Source organism: Oculatella sp. FACHB-28 (assembly GCF_014696015.1).
In the GTDB taxonomy this organism is placed as follows: domain Bacteria; phylum Cyanobacteriota; class Cyanobacteriia; order Elainellales; family Elainellaceae; genus JAAUTN01.
Genome location: NZ_JACJPJ010000106.1, coordinates 103,599 through 123,053, shown reverse-complemented (window position 1 = coordinate 123,053; position 19,455 = coordinate 103,599). Strand labels below are relative to the sequence as shown.

Sequence of the window (19,455 nt, the reverse complement as noted above, 5' to 3'; positions counted from 1 at the left end):
GTCACCACTTTATGGCAGGGGTACGAACGATCTTCCCCTGCTTGCTTTTGGTTGAGCAGCTTTGAACAGCAGAAAAAGATTTTGAGCGGAGGTGCACTAATGTTACGCCTCCGCTCAAAATCTTTTTCTTTTATGATCGGGTCGCAGTCGTTTGAGCTAATCTAGCTAAATCTATTGGACTGGCTCTACCAGTTCTACATTTGCCTCAGATGAATTCTCCAGCGCTGCTGGATCGCGCCAAAACGTAATGGCGTCGCTTAGGGGTTGGAGCTGAGTACCGGGGTAATAAAAGCTAAGAATTTGGGCACTAGACCAGCCTAGATCCCCTAAGTTATAGGCACCTGTCTGGCTCATCCCAACTCCATGACCCAGTCCACCGCCTGTAAAGATGTACCCTTTCAGAATTCTGGATTCAGCAGGCTGTGAATTTTGCTCTCCTTCGCTTTGTCCTGCTGTAGAATTTTGCACTGTCCCAGCTGGCGTTGCGGATGCTTCATAAACGGGGTCAATGTAAAACAGCGTGCTGTTGGGTGCGTAAAAGGCTCGCAAGATTTCGTCTTTCTCTAACTCAACCGTTCCTCGATCAGTTTGAACTGCCATTCGCTGTACCCGACCTGCTGGCGATCGCTCAACAACCTGAACTTGCTGTACCGTTGTAAAGTTTGCCAGAGGATGCTGAATTCCGGTTAGATATTCCTTCAGGTCAGCCGTGATTTGCGTTAATGGACTTTCTACACGCCAGCGGAATACATCCCAGCCATTCTCATTAAAGCCCTCAGTGCGACCGATAAAGGTTCGAAGATTGGCTTCATCTGCCAGACTGTAGCGCGATAAATCCCAGATGTTTTGTACAGAATCTACGACTGCGCGTAAGTAGGGGCGATCGGGTCCATTCCAGACATCGCTGAAAGGGGCTGTAATGCCACCTGTCGTTGAGGAATACAAAGCATCGACCAATTCATTCTGGTAGGTCAATACTTGAGAACGAGTAGCGGCGATCGCCCGGTCGGTCTCAGGGTGGGCACCTGACAGCCCACGGTAAACCTGACACTGTGTATCAGCGCATAGCTCATAGTTATCGATCGCAAATCGGCGCACGTTTCGCAGTGCGTAGGTGCGAGCCAAAATTGCCTGGGCCTCAATTGTGGTTGGCGGCGCACCAACCCCAATCTCGTGGGGTACCACTCCCCGCAAGTAAGTTTCAACGGGCACCTCATTCACTAATGTATAGGTGCCATAGGCATTAGGCTGGAGCTGTAGATTGCCTCCATAAAGTCGGCGTTCGCTATCACTGCGATTGGGGGTTACCTGTACCCGACGATTCCCTGTTGTAATCTGCACTTCGTCCCGCTGATAGCGATAGCCGTTGGCAACAAATGACGCTTTAGGTATCTGTTGCTGTACCTGGGTATCTAAAAAAGCACTTCTAGACCCATTGGCTTGAAGATTTTGAAACAGCAGACGGCGCAGCAGCGGACTACGATAAACATCACGCTTGGCCCACACCTGCCACTGTCGAGGCTGAGCAATTTCAACTTCCACGCCGCGCGATCGCCATTGGTTAGCGCTATCTTCTGCACTCTCAAAGCTGCGATGGGTACTCAGCACCACTCGCTCATTGACCTGCGGCTCAGCTAGCGGCTCCATCGTGATTTCTAGCTTGACGGTGCTGGCAGTGACGGTTTGGGTTTGACCTCCCGTCTCAAATTGCATAGTGAGGCGATCGCCCGTCAATGGCTGTAAAGTAATTTCGTCCCCAGATTCAGAGCCAAATCGCTGCACGATCCCAATATCCAAGGTGGGATCAGCGCTGTCTTGAGAAGAGTTTTGAGCTTGAGGAGCGTTTTGAGCTTGGGAAGAATCTGGAATTTGAGAAGTTTGATCAGAACTCGTTTGAGCTGACACAGGCAAGGATGTTAGCCCCACCAGACAAGCTGTAGTTGTTACACCCGCCCAGACAGTAAACCATCGAACAGGAGCAATAGCTGGGATACGAATTGAAAAGCATCTGGAACTGCCAGATTGAAGTCGTCTACTCACAGGGCTGTCCCTCGAAATTACACGGCATGAAGTGGATTAGCTCGACCAGTGAGCCAAGACTACCAGCAGCTAAGCAATGTTTCACAAGCTGTTATGTGGCTTTGTAACCTTCGACTGATGACTATTTTAGAGGTGCTGCTTATTATTGACGACTTTGCGGTTCGTAGTGAACCCCTTCCTCAAAAAACTTCAGGTTTTGTTTAATTCGTATTCTCTAACAGGGAATGACCTGACAGGGAATTAGAATGAGAGGGATCTTGAGCCTAGTCAACCAAGCGTCACATCTGACTGTTATCTCATCCAAAGCCCTTCATGTCCTGGTCGCGCATCCTGGTATTGCTAGTTGGCATCGTCCTAATTCTAGGGCTACTGCTTTGGTTTCTGGATTCACTCTCCCGGCTATATTTCCGCATCGCGTTCAGTTCGCCTTTGCTGGGCAATCTGTTTCTGCTGCTGCTGATTGTGCTTCTTGTTGCCCTGATTGCAACACTTATCTATTACAGCATTCTGTTTCAGCGTCCCGGACAGCGCACCGAACGTCCGCTTCCCCAAGCGCCAGAGCAAAAGACAGAAGCCGCTGAGGAAAGCTTGAGGGCAATTCGGCAACAGGTTGCCCAAATTCAAGACGAAGTAGCTCGACAAGCCCTAGTCGATCGCGCCCTTGAAATCGAAGAAAGTCTCTCTCGACGGGAATTGCAGGTCGTCGTGTTTGGCACTGGCTCTGCTGGAAAAACCTCTATCGTGAATGCAGTGCTCGGTCGGATTGTCGGTCAAGTAGGTGCACCAATGGGCACCACAGCGGCCGGGGAAACCTATCGCTTTCAGCTTAAGGGGCTAGAGCGAGAAATTTTTATCACTGACACTCCTGGCATTTTGGAAGCGGGCGTGGTGGGCACTGAACGCGAAAGACTAGCCCGTCAACTTGCCACTGAAGCCGATTTACTGCTGTTTGTACTGGATAACGACCTCCGCAAGTCCGAGTATGAACCGCTGGGGACACTGGCTGAGATTGGCAAGCGATCTCTCATCGTCTTCAACAAAATTGACCTCTACACCGAAGCTGACCGAGAAGAAATCCTGGCTCGTCTCCGCCAGCGAGTTCACAGATTTATTGACCCCAGTGATGTTGTAGCAGTTGCCGCTCGTCCCCAACCCGTTCCTTTAGAAAGCGGGGAACTCTTCCAGCCAACCCCAGAAATTTTGCCGCTCCTTCGACGCATGGCAGCCATTTTGCGAGCAGAAGGAGAAGACCTAATTGCAGACAACATCTTATTGCAATCTCAGCGTTTAGGTGAAAAAGCCCGTCAACTGATTGATGCTCAGCGACTTCAGCAAGCAGAAAAAATTGTTGATCGCTTTCAATGGATTGGAGCAGGCGTAATCTCCGTGACTCCCCTGCCTGTAGTCGATCTATTGGCGACTGCTGCTATCAACGCTCAAATGGTAGTGGAAATTGGGAAAGTCTACGGCTGTGAGATCAATCTTGACCGGGGGCGTGAGTTAGCTATCTCCCTGGCTAAAACCCTAGCTGGTTTGGGAATTGTCAGAGGCGCAATTGAACTGTTCTCGATCACGCTGCAAACTAACGTTGCTACATTCTTAGTGGGTAGAGCCATTCAAGGAGTCACAGCCGCCTACTTGACGCGAATTGCTGGAAAAAGTTTTATCGAATATTTTCGCAACAACCAAGACTGGGGAGATGGAGGCATGACTGAGGTCGTGCAGCAGCAATTTCAACTGAACCGCCGCGATGAATTTATTAAAGGTTTTGTTCAAGAGGCGATCGCTCGCGTAGTCAAACCTCTAGCTGAACCCTAGCCCCTATTAAATTTAGTAGAAACTTCGTCTTCTTAAAAACTTCGTACCCTAAATTTCTATTTAAAGTCAGTTTTCTTTCTATTCTCAAGCATACTGGCTGATGCAAACCTTATCTAAGCAGCTATAACTTCACGACTCTTCAAATCAGACTTGAGTAGTACCTGATTAAAGGTTTAACACACCTCTTCCCAGTGCTATTTTTTCACAAAACCATAGGGAATTAGTAACCTGAATGTAAGTAGCCTAAGTTTTTTCCTAGAAATTCAAAGAAGAATAGTTACTCCTTAGAGTATATAGGGAGAAATACTGAGGGATTGACTAATTTTTCACGAAACCTTTAAAGCCTTTGGTCCAAACAATAAAGTTATTGTGAGTCGGGGAGATAACTCTTCAGTCGAACTAAACTGTAATACAAGCAGGGGCAAGCATCATTTCAATCATTGACAGGCTATTGTGAATTCTTTGAATGTTTGTGAATTCTTTGAATGACCAATAACGGAAAGATTGAAAGCTATTTAAGAGAAAGCACCAGCATTCTTGATCCCAAGATTGACCAAAGCCTAATTTCTGCTGATCCAAAAGATCCGGAGCGCAGTCAGGAATTAGCGTTATGGGTGATGTAGATTACTTTATCCCTCGACCCAAATCACTCGTCGGCAATGGGTCAATCCTTATACTGGCAGCCGAGCCAATGACTTGTAAGGTTCAATCTAATGGTTTGACTATGCCCTTCGGGATCTGTCTTCTGCTTTAGAAGCACACAAACGATGGTCATTGATTTGGTTTGACTATGCAAGTTCAACTTAACTAACCCGCCAAGGAACTCTCAGCATTGTTACTTAGTCCTGGATCGCGGGAATAATGCACTAAGCAGCAGTAAAAGAGTCCTTTTCAACTTGAGCAACTGAGACTATCACCATGCCAGCAAAACCTTTTTACGCTGATGCAGACTATAATGAGCCAGCCAATTCCCTTAGCTTTCAGCCAGATGGCAATGATAGTGATATTGACGCTGAGCAGATAGCGAATGACCTGGTCAGCCTGGAGATGGAATATACAGAAAATAACAACCTTAGCAAAGGGGCTGGACGACGCACCACTGATTTAGTGCGCCTTTATCTTCAAGAAATTGGTAGAGTTCGCCTCTTAGGACGAGACGAAGAAGTCTCAGAAGCCCAAAGAGTTCAACGCTACATGAAGCTGCTAGAATTCTGCACTGCTGCCGCTGCTGAAGGTGATAGTCCTATCCAACAGTATGTTCGGTTGATTGAAGCTCACGACCGTCTAGCTTCTAACTTGGGGCATCGTCCCTCATTAGAGCGTTGGGCAGCCGAGGGTGGCGTTTCGGTGGCAGACCTTAAACCAACACTGGCTGCAGGTAAGCGGCGCTGGGCAGAGCTAGCCAACTTAACGGTTGAAGAATTAGACCAAATCGAGACAGAAGGAACCGGAGCTAAAGATCACATGATCAAGGCTAACCTTCGTCTTGTGGTTTCGGTCGCCAAAAAATACCAAAATCGTGGATTAGAACTGCTGGATTTGATTCAGGAAGGAACCCTGGGCTTAGAGCGAGCAGTAGAAAAGTTTGACCCCACTAAAGGCTATCGCTTTAGCACCTATGCCTACTGGTGGATTCGTCAAGGAATTACACGGGCGATCGCCACCCAAAGTCGCACCATTCGCCTACCTGTTCACATTACTGAAAAACTCAACAAGATCAAAAAAGCTCAACGCAAAATTTCTCAGGAGAAAGGGCGTACTCCCACAATTGAGGACATTGCAGCTGAGCTAGATATGACTCCACCTCAAGTTCGCGAGGTGTTGCTACGAGTGCCTCGCGCCGTCTCCTTAGAAACTAAGGTGGGTAAAGAGCGAGATACGGAACTTGGCGACTTGCTAGAGACCGATGGCATCTCTCCAGAAGAAATGCTGATGCGGGAAGCCCTCCATCGCGATTTGCAGCAGCTGCTAACTGACCTGACCAGCCGCGAACGGGACGTAATTCGGATGCGATTTGGCTTGGGAGATGGACATCCTTACTCTCTTGCAGAAATTGGTCGGGCACTAGATCTATCTAGAGAAAGAGTTCGCCAAATTGAGGCTAAAGCACTGCAAAAACTACGCCAACCCAAACGTCGTAACCGAGTTAGAGATTACCTCGAATCTCTAACATAGAAGTACATTTAAGTACATCTAAATTAAGTCTAAAAGTTTGAATGGAAGTGTAGCTTTACTACACTTCCATTCAAACTTTTAGACTTAATGTCATTTCTATGTAAAGCATTAAAAAGACTTGGTATTGAATAGTCCTCATTCCCAACCTCTCAATAAATCTTTAAGTAGCAGTACTGAGATAACAACTTTAAGAAGTAGAGACGTTTTCGGGTCACTCAAAGCCAATACTTGTTCAAAGTTACCCCTTCCAAAAGCGATTTAATTAGCTATTATTCTCAATAAGCTCTTTTTCTTGAAAATAACGAATTGATTGTGTATCATTCTCATTAGAGAGGCTTTATTGAGAAGGTCAATATGGCATTGTATACAGCAACCTCACTCAAGTCAGAACTAAACGACCGAGGCTGGCGTTTAACGCCTCAACGTGAAACCATCCTGCAAGTATTTCAAAATCTTCCAAAAGCAAAACACCTGAGTGCAGAGGAGCTTTATCATCTGCTGCAAGGTGAGGGTGAGAATATTAGCTTGTCAACGATTTATCGGACACTCAAGTTAATGGCTCGCATGGGCATTTTAAGGGAGCTTGAACTGGCTGAAGGACATAAACACTATGAGCTCAATCAGCCCTACCCACATCACCACCATCATCTGATTTGTGTCAGATGTAACAAGACAATTGAGTTTAAGAACGATTCAATTTTAAAGACGGGAACTAAAACTGCTCAGAAGGAGGGGTATCACTTACTCGATTGTCAATTGACAATCCATGCAGTTTGCCCAGCTTGCCAGCGTGCCTTGCTACCGATTTGAGCCTAGAATCAGCGAAACCGCCCATTGAGAATATCATCAGCGCTAAGTCCGTATTCACGCTGAGCGGCGGAGACGGCTTGTCTGGTTCCAGCGCCCAATTCTCCATCTAATGGTCCAGAGTAAAATCCTCGGCGTTGCAACCGTCTTTGTAATTCCAACACGCTAAATCGTCCCGATGGTTGTCCCGCTGTATTGGACACCTGAGTAGCTGTAGATCGCCGAGCCGTTGACTCACTTGGACTTGCATTTCTAACTGTTGAAAGGGTAAGAGGTCCAGCAATGCCATCAGCGACTAGCCCATTTCGCTCCTGAAACTGGGTAACTGCGGACTGTGTTCCTTCACCAAAACTGCCGTCAATTGTCCCTCGATAGTAGCCGAGGTTACTCAGTCGCTGCTGCAAATCAGTTACATCAGGTCCCACATCACCCAATTGTAAGATTCCGTCGTTAGCGCTAGCAGTAGGACTAAAGGTTTGTACTGGAGTCGCGGTTTGGGCAGGTATTGTAGGGGTAAAGGCTCCGTAAAGCGCATTTGCTGTTTCAGTCCCAAAGACACCATCTGCATTCAGTCCGTTTGCTTGCTGGAACTGAATTACAGCTGCTTCGGTGGCTGGTCCAAAGTTTCCAGTTGGTGAGCCCTGAAAATATCCCAGTTCTGCTAGCCGAGTTTGAAGCTGGGTCACGGACTCCCCACTACTACCCGTCTGTAGTACACCATCTACAGTAGATGGTGTAGATAATGTGCTCGCTGCAACGCCAAGAGCCGATTGTGTTGCGGGTCCAACAACACCATCAGCAACGAGCCCATTATCCTGCTGAAACTGAGTTGCGGCACTTTCGGTGCTTGGACCAAAAATACCGCTAGGAGTACCCTGAAAGTAACCCAACTCCGCTAACCGGACTTGAAGCTGGGTAACTGCATCACCGCTGTCGCCCAGTTGCAAAGTTGTGCCAAAACTTTGACTTAGTAGAATGGGGCTCTCTGGAAGAATTTCTGCTGGAGGTGTCGAAGTAAAAGTGCGATCGCCTTCAGGCTCAGGTTGAACAGCTCGAACTGGGCTGATGCTGCTAATAGCCAAGACACTGGTAAGACATAGCAGACGAAGCAGAAAACCGTCAGCGCGCTGGCAATTGAGGAATCCCAAACTTTTGTGGCTATGCATTTGTGGAACAGTCCAGTTCAGAACCTTTTGCACTTCAAATTCTCACACTCTTTTGGCATGTATTTTATGCTATTTCAGCAAATCTAGACATAGCTCATTTGTTTGATTTTTGGAGAACGATGGCTCTTTAAGGCGAAATCTCTCGCTTAGGATTAGCCGGATTCTATTAAACTGACTTGGCTTTTCCCACTATTTTTCATAGATGATGAATACGTCAAGTGCTGATTAAGTCAAACAGCAATTTAGACTGAAGGTTGGGTATCTAAACTCTTTTGAACGGCGGAGCAACCGAGGATATCCCTAACGTCGAATTAATAATTTTTTGTACGATGGCTCCAAGCTACTAGATACTCGGTCAAGCAAAATAGTAAAGGTTAGAGATTATCTCTGTAAGAAGAGTATCTCTAACCTTTTAGTTAAAAAGAATTAATTGTACGGAACGGGTAGCCCTCAATAAAATTGGGGTATGAAGCTATGCGTAGTGGTCAACAATCAAAGCTACAACGATTGCAAAACCAGTGATTCCTAGTGCGATCGCAGGGTGCTGGCCTTGGTTAACGGCAAAAGAAGTAATGACCCCTGCACCCAAGCCAGCAGTAACAGCAGCACTAACCCAATCCTTCTTTGATCTATCGTACATGTTCAAAGTTGATTAATGGTTCATGAGACATTAATCAACCTACCATTCCTGTTTTCCCCCTTTAGAGTGGTGTAGGAATTTTGTAATCAAGGTTCAGATTCGGTTAATGTTCTTAACAAGATGGCTGCGATTGATCTCTAGTTCAACCGTTCCGTGTTGCCTGATTTAACCCAACCTTCTAGGTTGCTTCCGGATAGCCGAACTTTTATCCATGCTCCATCAGAGCTTTCTTCCAGCACGACTACCTGCTCGTCATACCCTATACCCCCAATTTGCTCTGCATCCTGATTGGGTTCCTGCCGCACAATCAATCCTATAGGCTGTGTTACCTGAGCCTCGTAAGCACCAGGGGGGATAGCAGGGGTTGCTGATGGTGTAGGAGTAGGTTGAACTGCCTCAGTGAGGGGAGTGGCAGGAGGAGGCTCAGCAGGAGTTGTACTCTGAGGCCGAGCAGCTTCTGGCGGAGCTGGAGAAGGATCGTTAGGAAAGGTTGGTCTGGGTGGTGGTGTTGTAAATCGGGTGATTAAGTAACGCGTCGTGCTAACTCCTGCAAAAAACAGGACAGCGATCGCCAGCACAAACCCAGTGAAAAACTTTACAACTCCGGACCAACTCATCACAACGACTGGTGTTGAATACGACTACCTAAACTGCTTTGCCTGGAGGCCAGACGTGCTTTGCCTGCTGCTGCCCATTCCTGCAAAAGCTGGATTTGGTCTTGAGCGGTTCGGGCTAGAGGAATAATTTGACTGGCTGCCTCTAGCACATCATCGGTAGTAAAGTCCCGATTCTGGCTAAACCCAATATGCATCGCCTCAACCAAAATTTGTTCAATTTCAGCTCCAGAAAAATCTGGCGTTTCATACGCCAGACGGTCTAGATCATAACTCCTTAAATTATGAGGACGCAGGCGAGACAGGTGAACCGAAAAGATTGCTCTGCGCTCTTCCTGGTTTGGTAAGCCAACAAAGAAGATTTCGTCGAATCGCCCACGTCGCAACATTTCTGGTGGCAACATCTGAATGTTGTTAGCAGTGGCAACGACAAACACGGGAGATGATTTTTCAGCTAACCAGGTGATAAAAGTACCAAACACACGGCTCGTGGTGCCAGAGTCACCTCTGCCATCTAAGCCTGAGAAAGCTTTGTCGATTTCATCAATCCAAAGAATGCAGGGAGCCAAAGCCTCTGCAAGCTGAATCATTTGTCGGGTACGCGATTCAGATTCTCCAACGAGTCCAGCAAATAGCCGACCGACATCTAGACGCAGCAGTGGCAGATGCCAGTGGTGGGCGATCGCCTTTGCCGTCAACGATTTACCAGTTCCCTGAATGCCTACCAACAACAGCCCTCTGGGATGAGGTAATCCGTACTGTCTTGCTCGTTCAGAAAAAGCACTGCCTCGGCGCAATAACCAGTCTTTCAGGTTGTCTAAGCCGCCAATATCAGAAATTTGCTCCGTTGCTGGGTAAAAGTCAAGAATCTGGGTTTGGCGAATAGTTTGGCGCTTTTCTTCTAAAATCAGATCCACGTCTTCAGGTTGAAGCTTGCCGTGAGTGGCGATCGCCCGTGCCAAAACTCGGCGAATCCGTTCGATTGATAATCCCTGGCAAGAGCGCACCAAGTCATCTAAGGTCCGCCCGTCTAAAGACTGTCCTGTTGCGGCTGACAGCCGCTCAATCTCCACCTTGATCTCAGCCGTGCCAGGTAGAGGAAACTCCAGTACGGTCAACACTTCACTCAGGTCATCTGGGATGGATACTAGAGGCGAAATGATTACAACATTTTTGGGCTGAGACTTGAGCAAACGCGCTAGGTTTCGCAGCTTACGCGAAATGGCTACATCTTCCAAAAAACGATGGAAATCGCGCAAGATGAAGACTGCTGATGCAGAGGCAGGTAATTTTTCGATCAGTTCTAATGCCTGTAGCGGATTGCGTCGCCCAAAGCCAGCATCGTTTAAGTTGCCCTGATAACCATCCACAAAATCCCAGATGTAAACAGCGCGGTTGCCCTGCTGCTTAGCAGATGCAGTGATCGCCCCTTCTACTCGCTCTTCCTCTCGTGTAGGAATATAAATCAGTGGGTAGCGGGCACGCAACAGAAGTTCAAACTCGTCGCTAAAGCTCATTCAGAGGTGGAAGTTAAGGGTCAGTTGAAGATCGATTGAACGTCTGCCCAATCCTAAAAACCGAATTCTCAATTCAGTGGTTAGTTTGATATTTGCTTTCTCAATGCTTCTAGGGAAGCCCAGCGGCGATCGGTTGGCGGTTCGACATCTTGGGGATCAATTTGAATACCGGCACAGGCAGCATCACAAATTTGGCGCTGTGGAATTTCCAGACAAAGCTGCTCATAGAGCCACTCGTCTGGCTTAAAGTAGCCCTGCGGTGATATCGTCTCCACCAAATCTTCTAGTGGAACTTCGCGCTCAACCAAAAGCTCATCTTCGTCCTCATCTGGCTCTTCTAACCAAATTAGCTCAACCGGATCAATGGAAAGCCGATGGTTATATTGCTGAAGGCAGCGATCGCAAGTCAGGGTGACGATCGTCTCTACATGAGCAGAAACCTCCAGGTAATTTCCTCGATGAGTTACCTGCAAACTTCCCTGGACAGGAGTCAGGGTTTCTAAAGCTGGAAAATATTCCTTAACCTGAACGTGGTCTGTTTGCTCAGGCGCTTTAGCTAATTGTGGAATGTAAATTGTTTCCATGAGTGAGCGATCCTATAAGACCGCCTTTCGCTCAATCAACTATCAATCCTAACAGGTTCAGTCCATTGATGAAATCTAACTCCGCTCATACTTCTAGCAAAATTTCTAGAAAGATCTAAAAACGGAGCTTAACGGAGTTTTACGCTAGTGACTTCGGATTGCTCTATATGAAGTACTGCCTTAGCTTTGCGAACGGCGAACGACTAGGCGACGATCGGGTTCTCGTCCTCGACTGTAAGTTTCTAAATCCTCGAAGGGCTTGAGAAAAGTGTGGACTTGACGGCGCTCAGCAGAAGATAACGCAACCATCTCAAACTCTTCACCTGTTTCACGTACTTTAGCTGCCGCCTGCTCAGCCATTGCCTGTAGCTCGGCTTGCCTCTTAGCACGATAACCATTTAGCTCAACCGTGTAAGCACACTGCTGATCTTCTGGTTGACCTAGATTAAGGGTTGTGTTGGTCAGGTATTGAACTGCATCTAAAACAGATCCATCTGCACCAACCAGAGTTTCAATTTGCTCAGAAGTCAGAGGCGCAGAATCAATGACTAACCAATAGCTGCCCTCCTGCTGAATCTGCTCTGCATCCGTACCAACCGTAGCAGGCAAGCCAGCTAGCCCCAGCAATTTCTCCAACCACTCTTGTCCGCGCCGCAACTGACTCTCATCCATAAGCAATCATCACGCCTTTTTCTTAGAACGCTTTGGCTCAAACGGAAGAGATTCTCTACCATCGTCGCTATCGGAAGATTTGCCTGCTGCTTTTTCCTCAGCATCTACAATCTTCTGAAGGTTTTCAGGCAGAGGTTCTCGCGACAAGATAAACGTTTGCAGCGTTTGAAAAATGTTTGCAATCACCATGTACATCAGTACGCCAGCAGGCAGCGGGAAGAATAGGAACATTCCCGAAAACAGTACGGGCGTGACTTTGTTCACAGCCGTTTGCTGGGGATTGGAGCTAGCTCCTTGTCCAGAAAGCAGCTGGTTGACGTAGAGACTTAATCCAAAGAAGATCACCATACCGACGATATCCCAATGGATTGCTCCATCTTCGTCGAAGGCACCAACTCGACCCAGTGCATCAATAAACAGAAATCCTTTATTTGCAGCTAGACCGGGAACTGTACCTTGAAGGGTTACTTCACCTGGGCTGAGAGCTTCTAAGTTCCCGTTTTTGTCAAACCGAACTAGTTCTTCGCCTTTGGTAACTTTCCAAGCTGGCAAAATTTGCGTTTCAGGGTAATCATCCAAAAGCTGTTTGAGTGGTGTCCCTTCAGCAGTTTGAAATTCAATGCTGGTTTTCTCGCCTATCGCTAACCGGTTTCCTCCCGGAATTACCGCAGACACAGGAGCATGAATGCCGTCAGCAACGTATATGTTTTGTGGTTTAGTGACAAACGCTTGCGGCTGGATCTGCTCAATCTGCTCAGATGGGAAAATTTGCAGATTAACGGAATAGTTAATGTCAGAGAAGGGTGATCCACGCAGGGTTGCAAACAGAGCAAACAGGATGGGCATTTGTAAAAGAACTGGAAAACACCCTGCTAAGGGATTGCCAAATTCCTTGTAGACCTTGCTCATCTCCTCCTGCTGCTTAGCAGGTTCCTCTTTGTAGCGCTCCTGGATTTCTTTGACTCGCTTCTGCATCGCGGGCTGAGCGACACGCATCCGCCTCATGCTACGAATTGAGCCTGCGCTAAGAGGATAAAGGGCAAAACGAATGACTAATGTCAGAGCCACGATGGCTAGACCATAGCTCGGCACAATCCCGTAGAAAAAATCCAGGATCGGCAGCATCACATTGTTGGAAAGAAACCCGACACCAAAATCCATGTGCTCTATGTCAACCTACGTACTCTGAGTTACTTGAGTCTAATCTATCTGATTATTAATCAACCTGTAAGTCAATGGGCATACTGAACAAACACGCTGATTCACTTCAATGGGAGCGTTCAGAGGCAATTTTTGGAAAGGGTAATTGCCGTACATACCATCCCTAAGCGAACGTCTAAACCAACCCAGCTAGCAGGAAGTAAGGATGTGTTGTAAACCTATCTAGATCTACTGCTCTCGACTTACTTTCCTAGTGAACCGCTAACCTGCTGAGCCTTGGTTGACAGATGCTCATTAATGTAATCGTAGAGTTCCCGAAACCGAGGTATAGCTCTGAGTTCTAGGCGGCTACCGTCTTTGAGGGTTACAACCATATCGCCCCAAGCGCCCAGTCCGCGAGGAACAGTAACGACCTTAGTAATTTCGGAGTAGATCACATCAGAGCGATCGCGCCCTAGCCATCCCCCTATTACTGAGATTCGGCGGTCTGTGATCCGATAGCGCAGCCAAAGGGCACGAACAATTGCGCCAACTGTCAGTGGCAAGCATATAACTGTCAAGCCAAGCAGCAGATTAATTATTAGATCACCGATATGGGGACCACCCTCAAAGAACACCTCTTCCTTAATGCCCATCCACGACCTCAGTTTTTTTTAATAACTGTTCTAATTCTTGCAGAAGTTGCCCATAATCGCACTGAGTCGCAGGCGGTTTCACCACGATTACAATCTGCCAACCTTGAAGCATTTCAGGTAAAAGCTGCTGCATCGCTGACCGAATTCGTCGCTTAATTCGGTTACGGACAACGGCGCGCTTGCTAACTTTTTGGCTAATCGAAATACCAATTTGAGTGAATGGCACTTCCTTAGATTGCACAAAAGTCGCTTCGCCTTCGCAGTTTGCTTTGGGCGATCGCCGCTTTAACGCTATCAGGGTGAGGTGAGGAGTAGAACGCCGCAGACCCGATCGATAAACTGCGCCAAAATCTTGGCGATGTCGAAGTCGATGAACCTTGGGCAAAGCCACTTTTACACCACTTACGTTGCTTTAACGCAGGTTTGCACTGGACGCACAAATCCTAGCTGACTGAAAGTCTCAAGCGCCCTTTCCGCCGTCTTGCTTTGATAACGCGCCGCCCAGTTTGAGTGCGCATTCTGGCTCTAAATCCAGAAGTTCTTTTCCGCTTACGGCTAGTGCCGCCCAAGGTTCGCTTAGTCATACGAAACTACTCCAAACTTCTTCACAATCAAAAACTCACAGTCCACCATCATATCACCTCAGGCAACAGTGAAAACCCCTTTAAACTGAATCTAAGCTAGATATTGGAAAGCTAACTAACCCAAACAGCAAGAACCGCTAGAGCAATCTAGCGGTTTAAGGGGTGTCGTTAACGTGAGGCAGAACTGAACTATTAGATGCAATTCGTATGCTTGAAGAGACGTAACGAATTGCCTTTACACGAGCAGTACCCACAGCAGGTTAATTACGATCTGCCAATAGTCACGATCCAGGTGCCAACATAACGCAGTAGTGGTAGATCTCCGGGAGAACGAACTAGACAGTTGAAATAGTGAGTGCCAGAAAAATTAGGGTTTCGGACGTTAGAGAAGACTAACTCAACCCGTGTTCGAGAAGGAACAGGCTCTTCTGGATAAATCTCGATGACGCGATTTTCCTCATCCCAGGTGACTTCGCTGAGGGGAATGCTATCGCCGTCAATGCGAATCTCAATTTCGTCTGGATCAAATGTGCCCCTGTAGGTGTCGGGGTAGGTGATGGCGAATTGGGCCACCGCTAGCTCCATTTTGTCAGCAGGAACCCGAAGACGGTAACGATCAAAGCGGTTAGGTTCGCCATCATAATCAAGGCGATAGCCTAGCTGGTACTCTCGGTCAACTCCGCTAAAAATGGTCAGCCCTTGCGTACCTTGAGCTAGACCAACAGCAGAAACCCCCGCCACTAGACAGCTTGTGGCTGCAAAAACCGAGAGTAGACGACGGATGGATGAGCCTTTGGAAGACATGAACCTTACACCTGAATAATAATATTTAACGATCTGGATCACAGAACTTCACCAACTCTGACTTTAGCAGGCTTGGCATAGTATTTGGATAATTCACTAGCTGATCGACGCAATCGGGCAGAAAAAGTGCCGCGATCTAAACTTTGTCTAGCTACATCTAGTATGTCTCAATTTTTATGCTTAGCTTCTGTGCTCAAGCATGAGTAGTTCGGGTAATAGGAGCGATTGCCAGCGTATGACGAAATGTAGTCGAACGTAAATATTCTCATCAAGAAGTAATGCTGAAATGGTCAAAAGAATTTGATATTTTAATCCACTCTTGTTTCGGTCGAATTGTTTCTTGTTTGAGCACTTTTATAAAAAATTGAAGTATCAGCTTCCTTCAGAATTACCAAGGTTCCGTTAAACACGGGCTTACAGGGTATTTAGTGAAGACTCTCAGACTAAGTTAGGTTTAAAGGCAGCTTTTAGAGAATGAGGGCAGCAGTACAAAAGCCTGGAAGGCCCTGAAACGCTGGCTCCACAATTCTCCGGTTCGAAGAGTCTAGTCCTTCTATGAGTAGGAACTAAGGGCTATAGACACAAGAATTTACGTGATCTATAAGACAAGTTGAAGATATAGATTGACTTCAAAGAATCCATCTAAGATGCATAACGATCTGTACACATTATCCGCAACGGACATTGTTCAGATCTAAAAATCTACTTGGATCTCCATGAACAAAGTTCTCAGCTTAAATATTCGCCAGGTATTAATAAGTTGCGCTTACGAAACCGACTACATCTAGCTAGATCAATTACATTTAGATCAAGTAGAGCAGACAAGTTCGCAGGACTGGGAACAAAACGTTAAAGATGTGAGCGAGTCAATTAGTGCGAGTCAGTCAGTGTAATTCACAGCTACATCTCTTTTAAGTGAGAACTTCTAGCCAACGAGGTTGCTTAAGACTTTGCAAGTGAGCAAACAGAGGCAGCAGAGAGGCTTCAGGGGTAATTTGGCTCTGCTCCCTACTAGCTCTAAGGCATGAACTTTTTAAGAAGCATAAATTTAGGGCTATTTCGATAGCTCGTGCTTCTGGCAGCAGAGGCGGTCAGTTTCAGCCGCATAGTGCAGTGCGTTGAACAACAAAAATAACTGCTTCTGTTGATTGTTTGAATTCACAACATGATTAAGGAGAATTCATGAAGATAGCGATCGCTAAAGAAATTGAGGTTGGAGAGCGTCGGGTCGCTGTGATCCCCGATACGGTTGCTCGTTTGGTGAAGCAGGGCTTAGAGGTTTTGGTAGAGGCTGGGGCAGGAGAGCGAGCCTATTTTCCCGACGCTGACTATGAGGCGGCAGGCGCAAGAATTGTCCAAGATGCAGCTCAACTTTGGGGTGAAGCCGACATTTTGCTAAAAGTTGGACCACCCCAAGAGCGGGAGAACGGACAGCTTGAGGTTAATTTGTTGCGAGAAGGGGCTATTCTGATCAGTTTCCTAAATCCCTTGGGAACGCCCGAAGTAATTCAACACTTAGCCGAGCGCAAAGTAACAGCTTTCAGCATGGAGATGATCCCCCGTACCAGTCGGGCCCAAAGTATGGATGCCCTCTCTTCTCAGGCTGGGGTGGCAGGTTACAAAGCGACTTTGATCGCAGCAGCGGCCCTACCCAAGTTCTTCCCAATGCTGACAACCGCAGCCGGAACGATCGCTCCAGCAAAGGTGTTTGTCATGGGGGCTGGAGTCGCCGGATTGCAGGCGATCGCCACTGCCCGTCGTTTGGGCGCAGTGGTCGAAGCCTTTGATATTCGTCCTGCGGTGAAGGAAGAGGTGCAAAGTCTAGGTGCCAAATTTGTCGAGGTGAAGCTAGAGGAAGACACCGTTGCAGCAGGTGGCTATGCCAAAGAAGTTTCGGAAGCAGCTAAGCAGCGATCGCGCGAAGTCGTTACCGAACACGTTCGCCAATCTGATGTCGTAATCACAACAGCTCAGGTACCTGGGAAAAAAGCACCTCTGCTCGTCACCGAAGAAATGGTCAACCAGATGAAACCTGGCTCTGTAATCGTGGACCTGGCAGCAGATCAAGGTGGCAACTGCGCCTGCACTGAACCGGGCAAAGACGTAGTGCATCACAGCGTAACCATCATCGGGACGATCAACTTGCCTGCATCCATGCCGATTCATGCTAGCCAGATGTACGCCAAAAACTTGCTGACGTTGGTGCAGTACCTCGTCAAAGATGGCGCACTGCAACTCAACTTTGACGACGACATTGTAAACAGCGCTTGCGTTGTCCACGCTGGAGAAATTCGTAATCAACGGGTACGTGAAGCTCTGGGGGTCCCTAGTCCTCAACCTTCAGCGCTGTAAGAAGTTTGCGAGAAATGTGTTTGTAAGTAGGAATTTTTGACTTTATGGCAGCAGGATTACTGACTGGTCTGGTTGTATTTGTCTTAGCCTCGTTCGTTGGGTTTGAAGTGATCAATAAGGTGCCGCCAACCCTGCACACACCCCTGATGTCGGGTGCGAACGCGATCTCTGGAATTGCTGTAATTGGCGCAGTGCTAATTGCTGGAGCTCAAGAGTGGAACGTCACCGTCATTTTGGGCTTGATCGCAGTGGTTTTGGCAACCGTCAACGTTGTGGGCGGTTTTCTGGTGACCGATCGGATGTTGCAAATGTTTAAGAAGAAAGAGGTGAAGGCATGAACAGCGGGTTTACAGAGTTTTTGCCAACTGGAATTGAAATTACTTACTTGGTTGCAGCTTCCCTATTTATTGTTGGGTTAAAACAATTGGGTTCACCTGCCACTGCGCGTCGGGGAAACCTGATTGCAGCGATCGGGATGTTTCTAGCAGTTGTTGCCACCCTGCTGAATCAGTCGGTGTTGAATTACCAGATGATTTTGCTGGGTGTGGTGATTGGATCATTGGTCGGGGCGATCGCCGCTCAAAGAGTCGAAATGACCGCCATGCCTCAAATGGTGGGCTTGCTCAACGGCTTAGGCGGTGCAGCTTCTACCCTGATCGCAGTCGGTGAATATTGGCGGCTGATGGGTATCGGCGAAACCATTCCACTAGATGCCACCATCACGATTATTCTCAGCGTTTTGATCGGCAACATTACCCTCACGGGCAGCTTCCTGGCGTTCGCCAAATTGCAAGGTCTGGTCAGCGGTTCCCCAGTTACCTATCCGCTTCAGCAACCAATCAACGTTCTCTTGCTGATTGGCTTCCTGGCAGGTAGTGCCTACTTAGTTGCGACAGCCCCCGACCCAACTGTCTTCCTGGTCATTAATGGAATCTCTCTGCTTTTGGGAGTACTGTTTGTGCTGCCTATCGGTGGCGCAGATATGCCAGTCGTTATCTCGCTGTTGAACTCCTTCTCCGGCTTGGCAGCCAGTGCCGCAGGCTTTGTCCTGATGAACAACATGCTGATCATTGCAGGGGCACTGGTTGGCGCTTCAGGTATCATCCTGACGCAAATTATGTGTAAAGCGATGAACCGCTCCATTGCTAGCGTTTTGTTTGGCGCATTTGGTGGCGCTACCAAGGCGACTGGAGGAGCCAGCGGCACTCAGCAAGACAAAATTGTTCGTTCAATTGGAGCTGAGGAAGGCGCAATGATGTTGGGCTATGCCCGATCGGTAGTAATTGTGCCTGGATATGGCATGGCAGTTGCTCAGGCCCAGCACACCGTTAGAGAACTGGCAGACCAGCTAGAAAAGATGGGGGTCGAGGTCAAGTATGCAATTCACCCAGTTGCCGGACGAATGCCCGGTCATATGAACGTACTGTTAGCCGAGGCAAATGTTCCTTATCCTCAGCTTCATGACATGGATGACATCAACCCAGAATTTGAGCGTACTGATGTCGCCCTTGTAATTGGGGCAAACGATGTGGTGAATCCTGCTGCACGAAGTGATGCCAACAGCCCAATCTATGGAATGCCAATTCTAGAGGTAGACAAAGCTCAGCACACCATCGTAATTAAGCGGGGCATGAGCGCTGGTTTTGCGGGTGTTGAAAACGAGCTGTTTTATAAAGACAAAACCATGATGCTGTTTGGCGGTGCCAAAGACGTGGTGGCTCAGCTTGTGTCTGAGGTAAAGCAACTGTAAGCAAAAGCGCTTATGGAAGCTGAGACTCCTGAAGCAAATCGCTCTTAAAAGCGTGGCGTTCGGATTAAAACTAACGGCAGATAGCGCGTGAAGTTTGCCGGACGCCGCGCCTTTACGGTTTCGTTCAAATCAGACT

Annotated in this window: 19 protein-coding genes; 7 read left to right on the top strand and 12 right to left on the bottom strand. The window is 47.7% G+C overall.

Annotated features, from left to right (window positions below; genetic code table 11):
* Positions 1 to 171: 171 nt before the first annotated feature.
* On the bottom strand, positions 172 to 2,040 hold the full coding sequence (locus H6F88_RS31285) for a SpoIID/LytB domain-containing protein (RefSeq protein ID WP_347277768.1): 1,869 nt from the start codon (positions 2,038 to 2,040) through the stop codon (positions 172 to 174).
* 312 nt (positions 2,041 to 2,352) lie between these two features.
* Here H6F88_RS31285 and H6F88_RS31280 point away from each other — a divergent pair, with 312 nt between their 5' ends.
* The 4 genes from H6F88_RS31280 (at position 2,353) to H6F88_RS31265 (ending at position 6,843) form a co-directional block, all read left to right on the top strand.
* Positions 2,353 to 3,858 carry a GTP-binding protein gene (locus tag H6F88_RS31280; protein ID WP_190646727.1) on the top strand — a complete coding sequence of 502 codons (1,506 nt, stop codon included), beginning with the start codon at positions 2,353 to 2,355 and terminating at the stop codon, positions 3,856 to 3,858.
* Positions 3,859 to 4,343: 485 nt separating this feature from the next.
* Complete coding sequence (locus tag H6F88_RS31275) at positions 4,344 to 4,481, top strand: hypothetical protein (RefSeq protein ID WP_190646726.1); 138 nt, start codon at positions 4,344 to 4,346, stop codon at positions 4,479 to 4,481.
* A 295-nt stretch (positions 4,482 to 4,776) separates the two neighbouring features.
* Entirely contained in the window at positions 4,777 to 6,033 is a 1,257-nt protein-coding gene (gene sigC / locus H6F88_RS31270) for an RNA polymerase sigma factor SigC (protein WP_190646725.1), read from the top strand.
* Between the two features lie 354 nt (positions 6,034 to 6,387).
* Complete coding sequence (locus tag H6F88_RS31265) at positions 6,388 to 6,843, top strand: transcriptional repressor (protein WP_190646724.1); 456 nt, start codon at positions 6,388 to 6,390, stop codon at positions 6,841 to 6,843.
* 8 nt (positions 6,844 to 6,851) lie between these two features.
* Here H6F88_RS31265 and H6F88_RS31260 read toward each other — a convergent pair whose 3' ends face one another.
* From H6F88_RS31260 to H6F88_RS31210, 11 genes are all read right to left on the bottom strand, one after another.
* Positions 6,852 to 8,039: a peptidoglycan-binding protein gene (locus H6F88_RS31260; protein WP_190646723.1), complete on the bottom strand. Its 1,188-nt coding sequence runs from the start codon at positions 8,037 to 8,039 to the stop codon at positions 6,852 to 6,854.
* Positions 8,040 to 8,478: 439 nt separating this feature from the next.
* A complete protein-coding gene (locus H6F88_RS31255) occupies positions 8,479 to 8,646 on the bottom strand; it encodes a hypothetical protein (RefSeq protein ID WP_190646722.1) in 168 nt (55 codons plus the stop codon).
* A gap of 137 nt (positions 8,647 to 8,783) precedes the next feature.
* Entirely contained in the window at positions 8,784 to 9,263 is a 480-nt protein-coding gene (locus tag H6F88_RS31250) for an SH3 domain-containing protein (RefSeq protein WP_190646721.1), read from the bottom strand.
* Complete coding sequence (locus tag H6F88_RS31245) at positions 9,263 to 10,777, bottom strand: AAA family ATPase (protein ID WP_190646720.1); 1,515 nt, start codon at positions 10,775 to 10,777, stop codon at positions 9,263 to 9,265. Before H6F88_RS31245 ends, H6F88_RS31250 begins: the two co-directional genes overlap by 1 nt.
* Before the next feature lie 80 nt (positions 10,778 to 10,857).
* Entirely contained in the window at positions 10,858 to 11,361 is a 504-nt protein-coding gene (locus H6F88_RS31240; RefSeq protein ID WP_190646719.1) for a YceD family protein, read from the bottom strand.
* Between the two features lie 180 nt (positions 11,362 to 11,541).
* Complete coding sequence (locus H6F88_RS31235) at positions 11,542 to 12,033, bottom strand: R3H domain-containing nucleic acid-binding protein (protein WP_190646718.1); 492 nt, start codon at positions 12,031 to 12,033, stop codon at positions 11,542 to 11,544.
* Positions 12,034 to 12,042: 9 nt separating this feature from the next.
* On the bottom strand, positions 12,043 to 13,194 hold the full coding sequence (yidC, locus tag H6F88_RS31230) for a membrane protein insertase YidC (protein ID WP_190646717.1): 1,152 nt from the start codon (positions 13,192 to 13,194) through the stop codon (positions 12,043 to 12,045).
* 242 nt (positions 13,195 to 13,436) lie between these two features.
* A complete protein-coding gene (locus H6F88_RS31225) occupies positions 13,437 to 13,829 on the bottom strand; it encodes a PH domain-containing protein (protein ID WP_190646716.1) in 393 nt (130 codons plus the stop codon).
* Positions 13,819 to 14,220, bottom strand: coding sequence for a ribonuclease P protein component (gene rnpA / locus H6F88_RS31220; RefSeq protein WP_190646715.1), 402 nt, complete (start codon positions 14,218 to 14,220; stop codon positions 13,819 to 13,821). Before rnpA ends, H6F88_RS31225 begins: the two co-directional genes overlap by 11 nt.
* A 52-nt stretch (positions 14,221 to 14,272) precedes the next feature.
* Positions 14,273 to 14,413, bottom strand: coding sequence for a 50S ribosomal protein L34 (gene rpmH / locus H6F88_RS31215; RefSeq protein ID WP_190646714.1), 141 nt, complete (start codon positions 14,411 to 14,413; stop codon positions 14,273 to 14,275).
* Between the two features lie 264 nt (positions 14,414 to 14,677).
* A complete protein-coding gene (locus H6F88_RS31210; protein ID WP_199313501.1) occupies positions 14,678 to 15,217 on the bottom strand; it encodes a DUF2808 domain-containing protein in 540 nt (179 codons plus the stop codon).
* A gap of 1,182 nt (positions 15,218 to 16,399) precedes the next feature.
* Here H6F88_RS31210 and H6F88_RS31205 point away from each other — a divergent pair.
* From H6F88_RS31205 to H6F88_RS31195, 3 genes are read left to right on the top strand one after another with little or no spacing between them, the layout of a single operon-like run.
* Positions 16,400 to 17,569 (top strand): Re/Si-specific NAD(P)(+) transhydrogenase subunit alpha, encoded by a 1,170-nt coding sequence (locus H6F88_RS31205; RefSeq protein WP_190646713.1) that lies wholly within the window; start codon positions 16,400 to 16,402, stop codon positions 17,567 to 17,569.
* Positions 17,570 to 17,613: 44 nt separating this feature from the next.
* Positions 17,614 to 17,907: an NAD(P) transhydrogenase subunit alpha gene (locus H6F88_RS31200; RefSeq protein ID WP_190646712.1), complete on the top strand. Its 294-nt coding sequence runs from the start codon at positions 17,614 to 17,616 to the stop codon at positions 17,905 to 17,907.
* Entirely contained in the window at positions 17,904 to 19,319 is a 1,416-nt protein-coding gene (locus H6F88_RS31195) for an NAD(P)(+) transhydrogenase (Re/Si-specific) subunit beta (RefSeq protein ID WP_190646711.1), read from the top strand. The genes H6F88_RS31200 and H6F88_RS31195 overlap by 4 nt, the downstream gene beginning before the upstream one ends.
* Positions 19,320 to 19,455 lie beyond the last annotated feature (136 nt).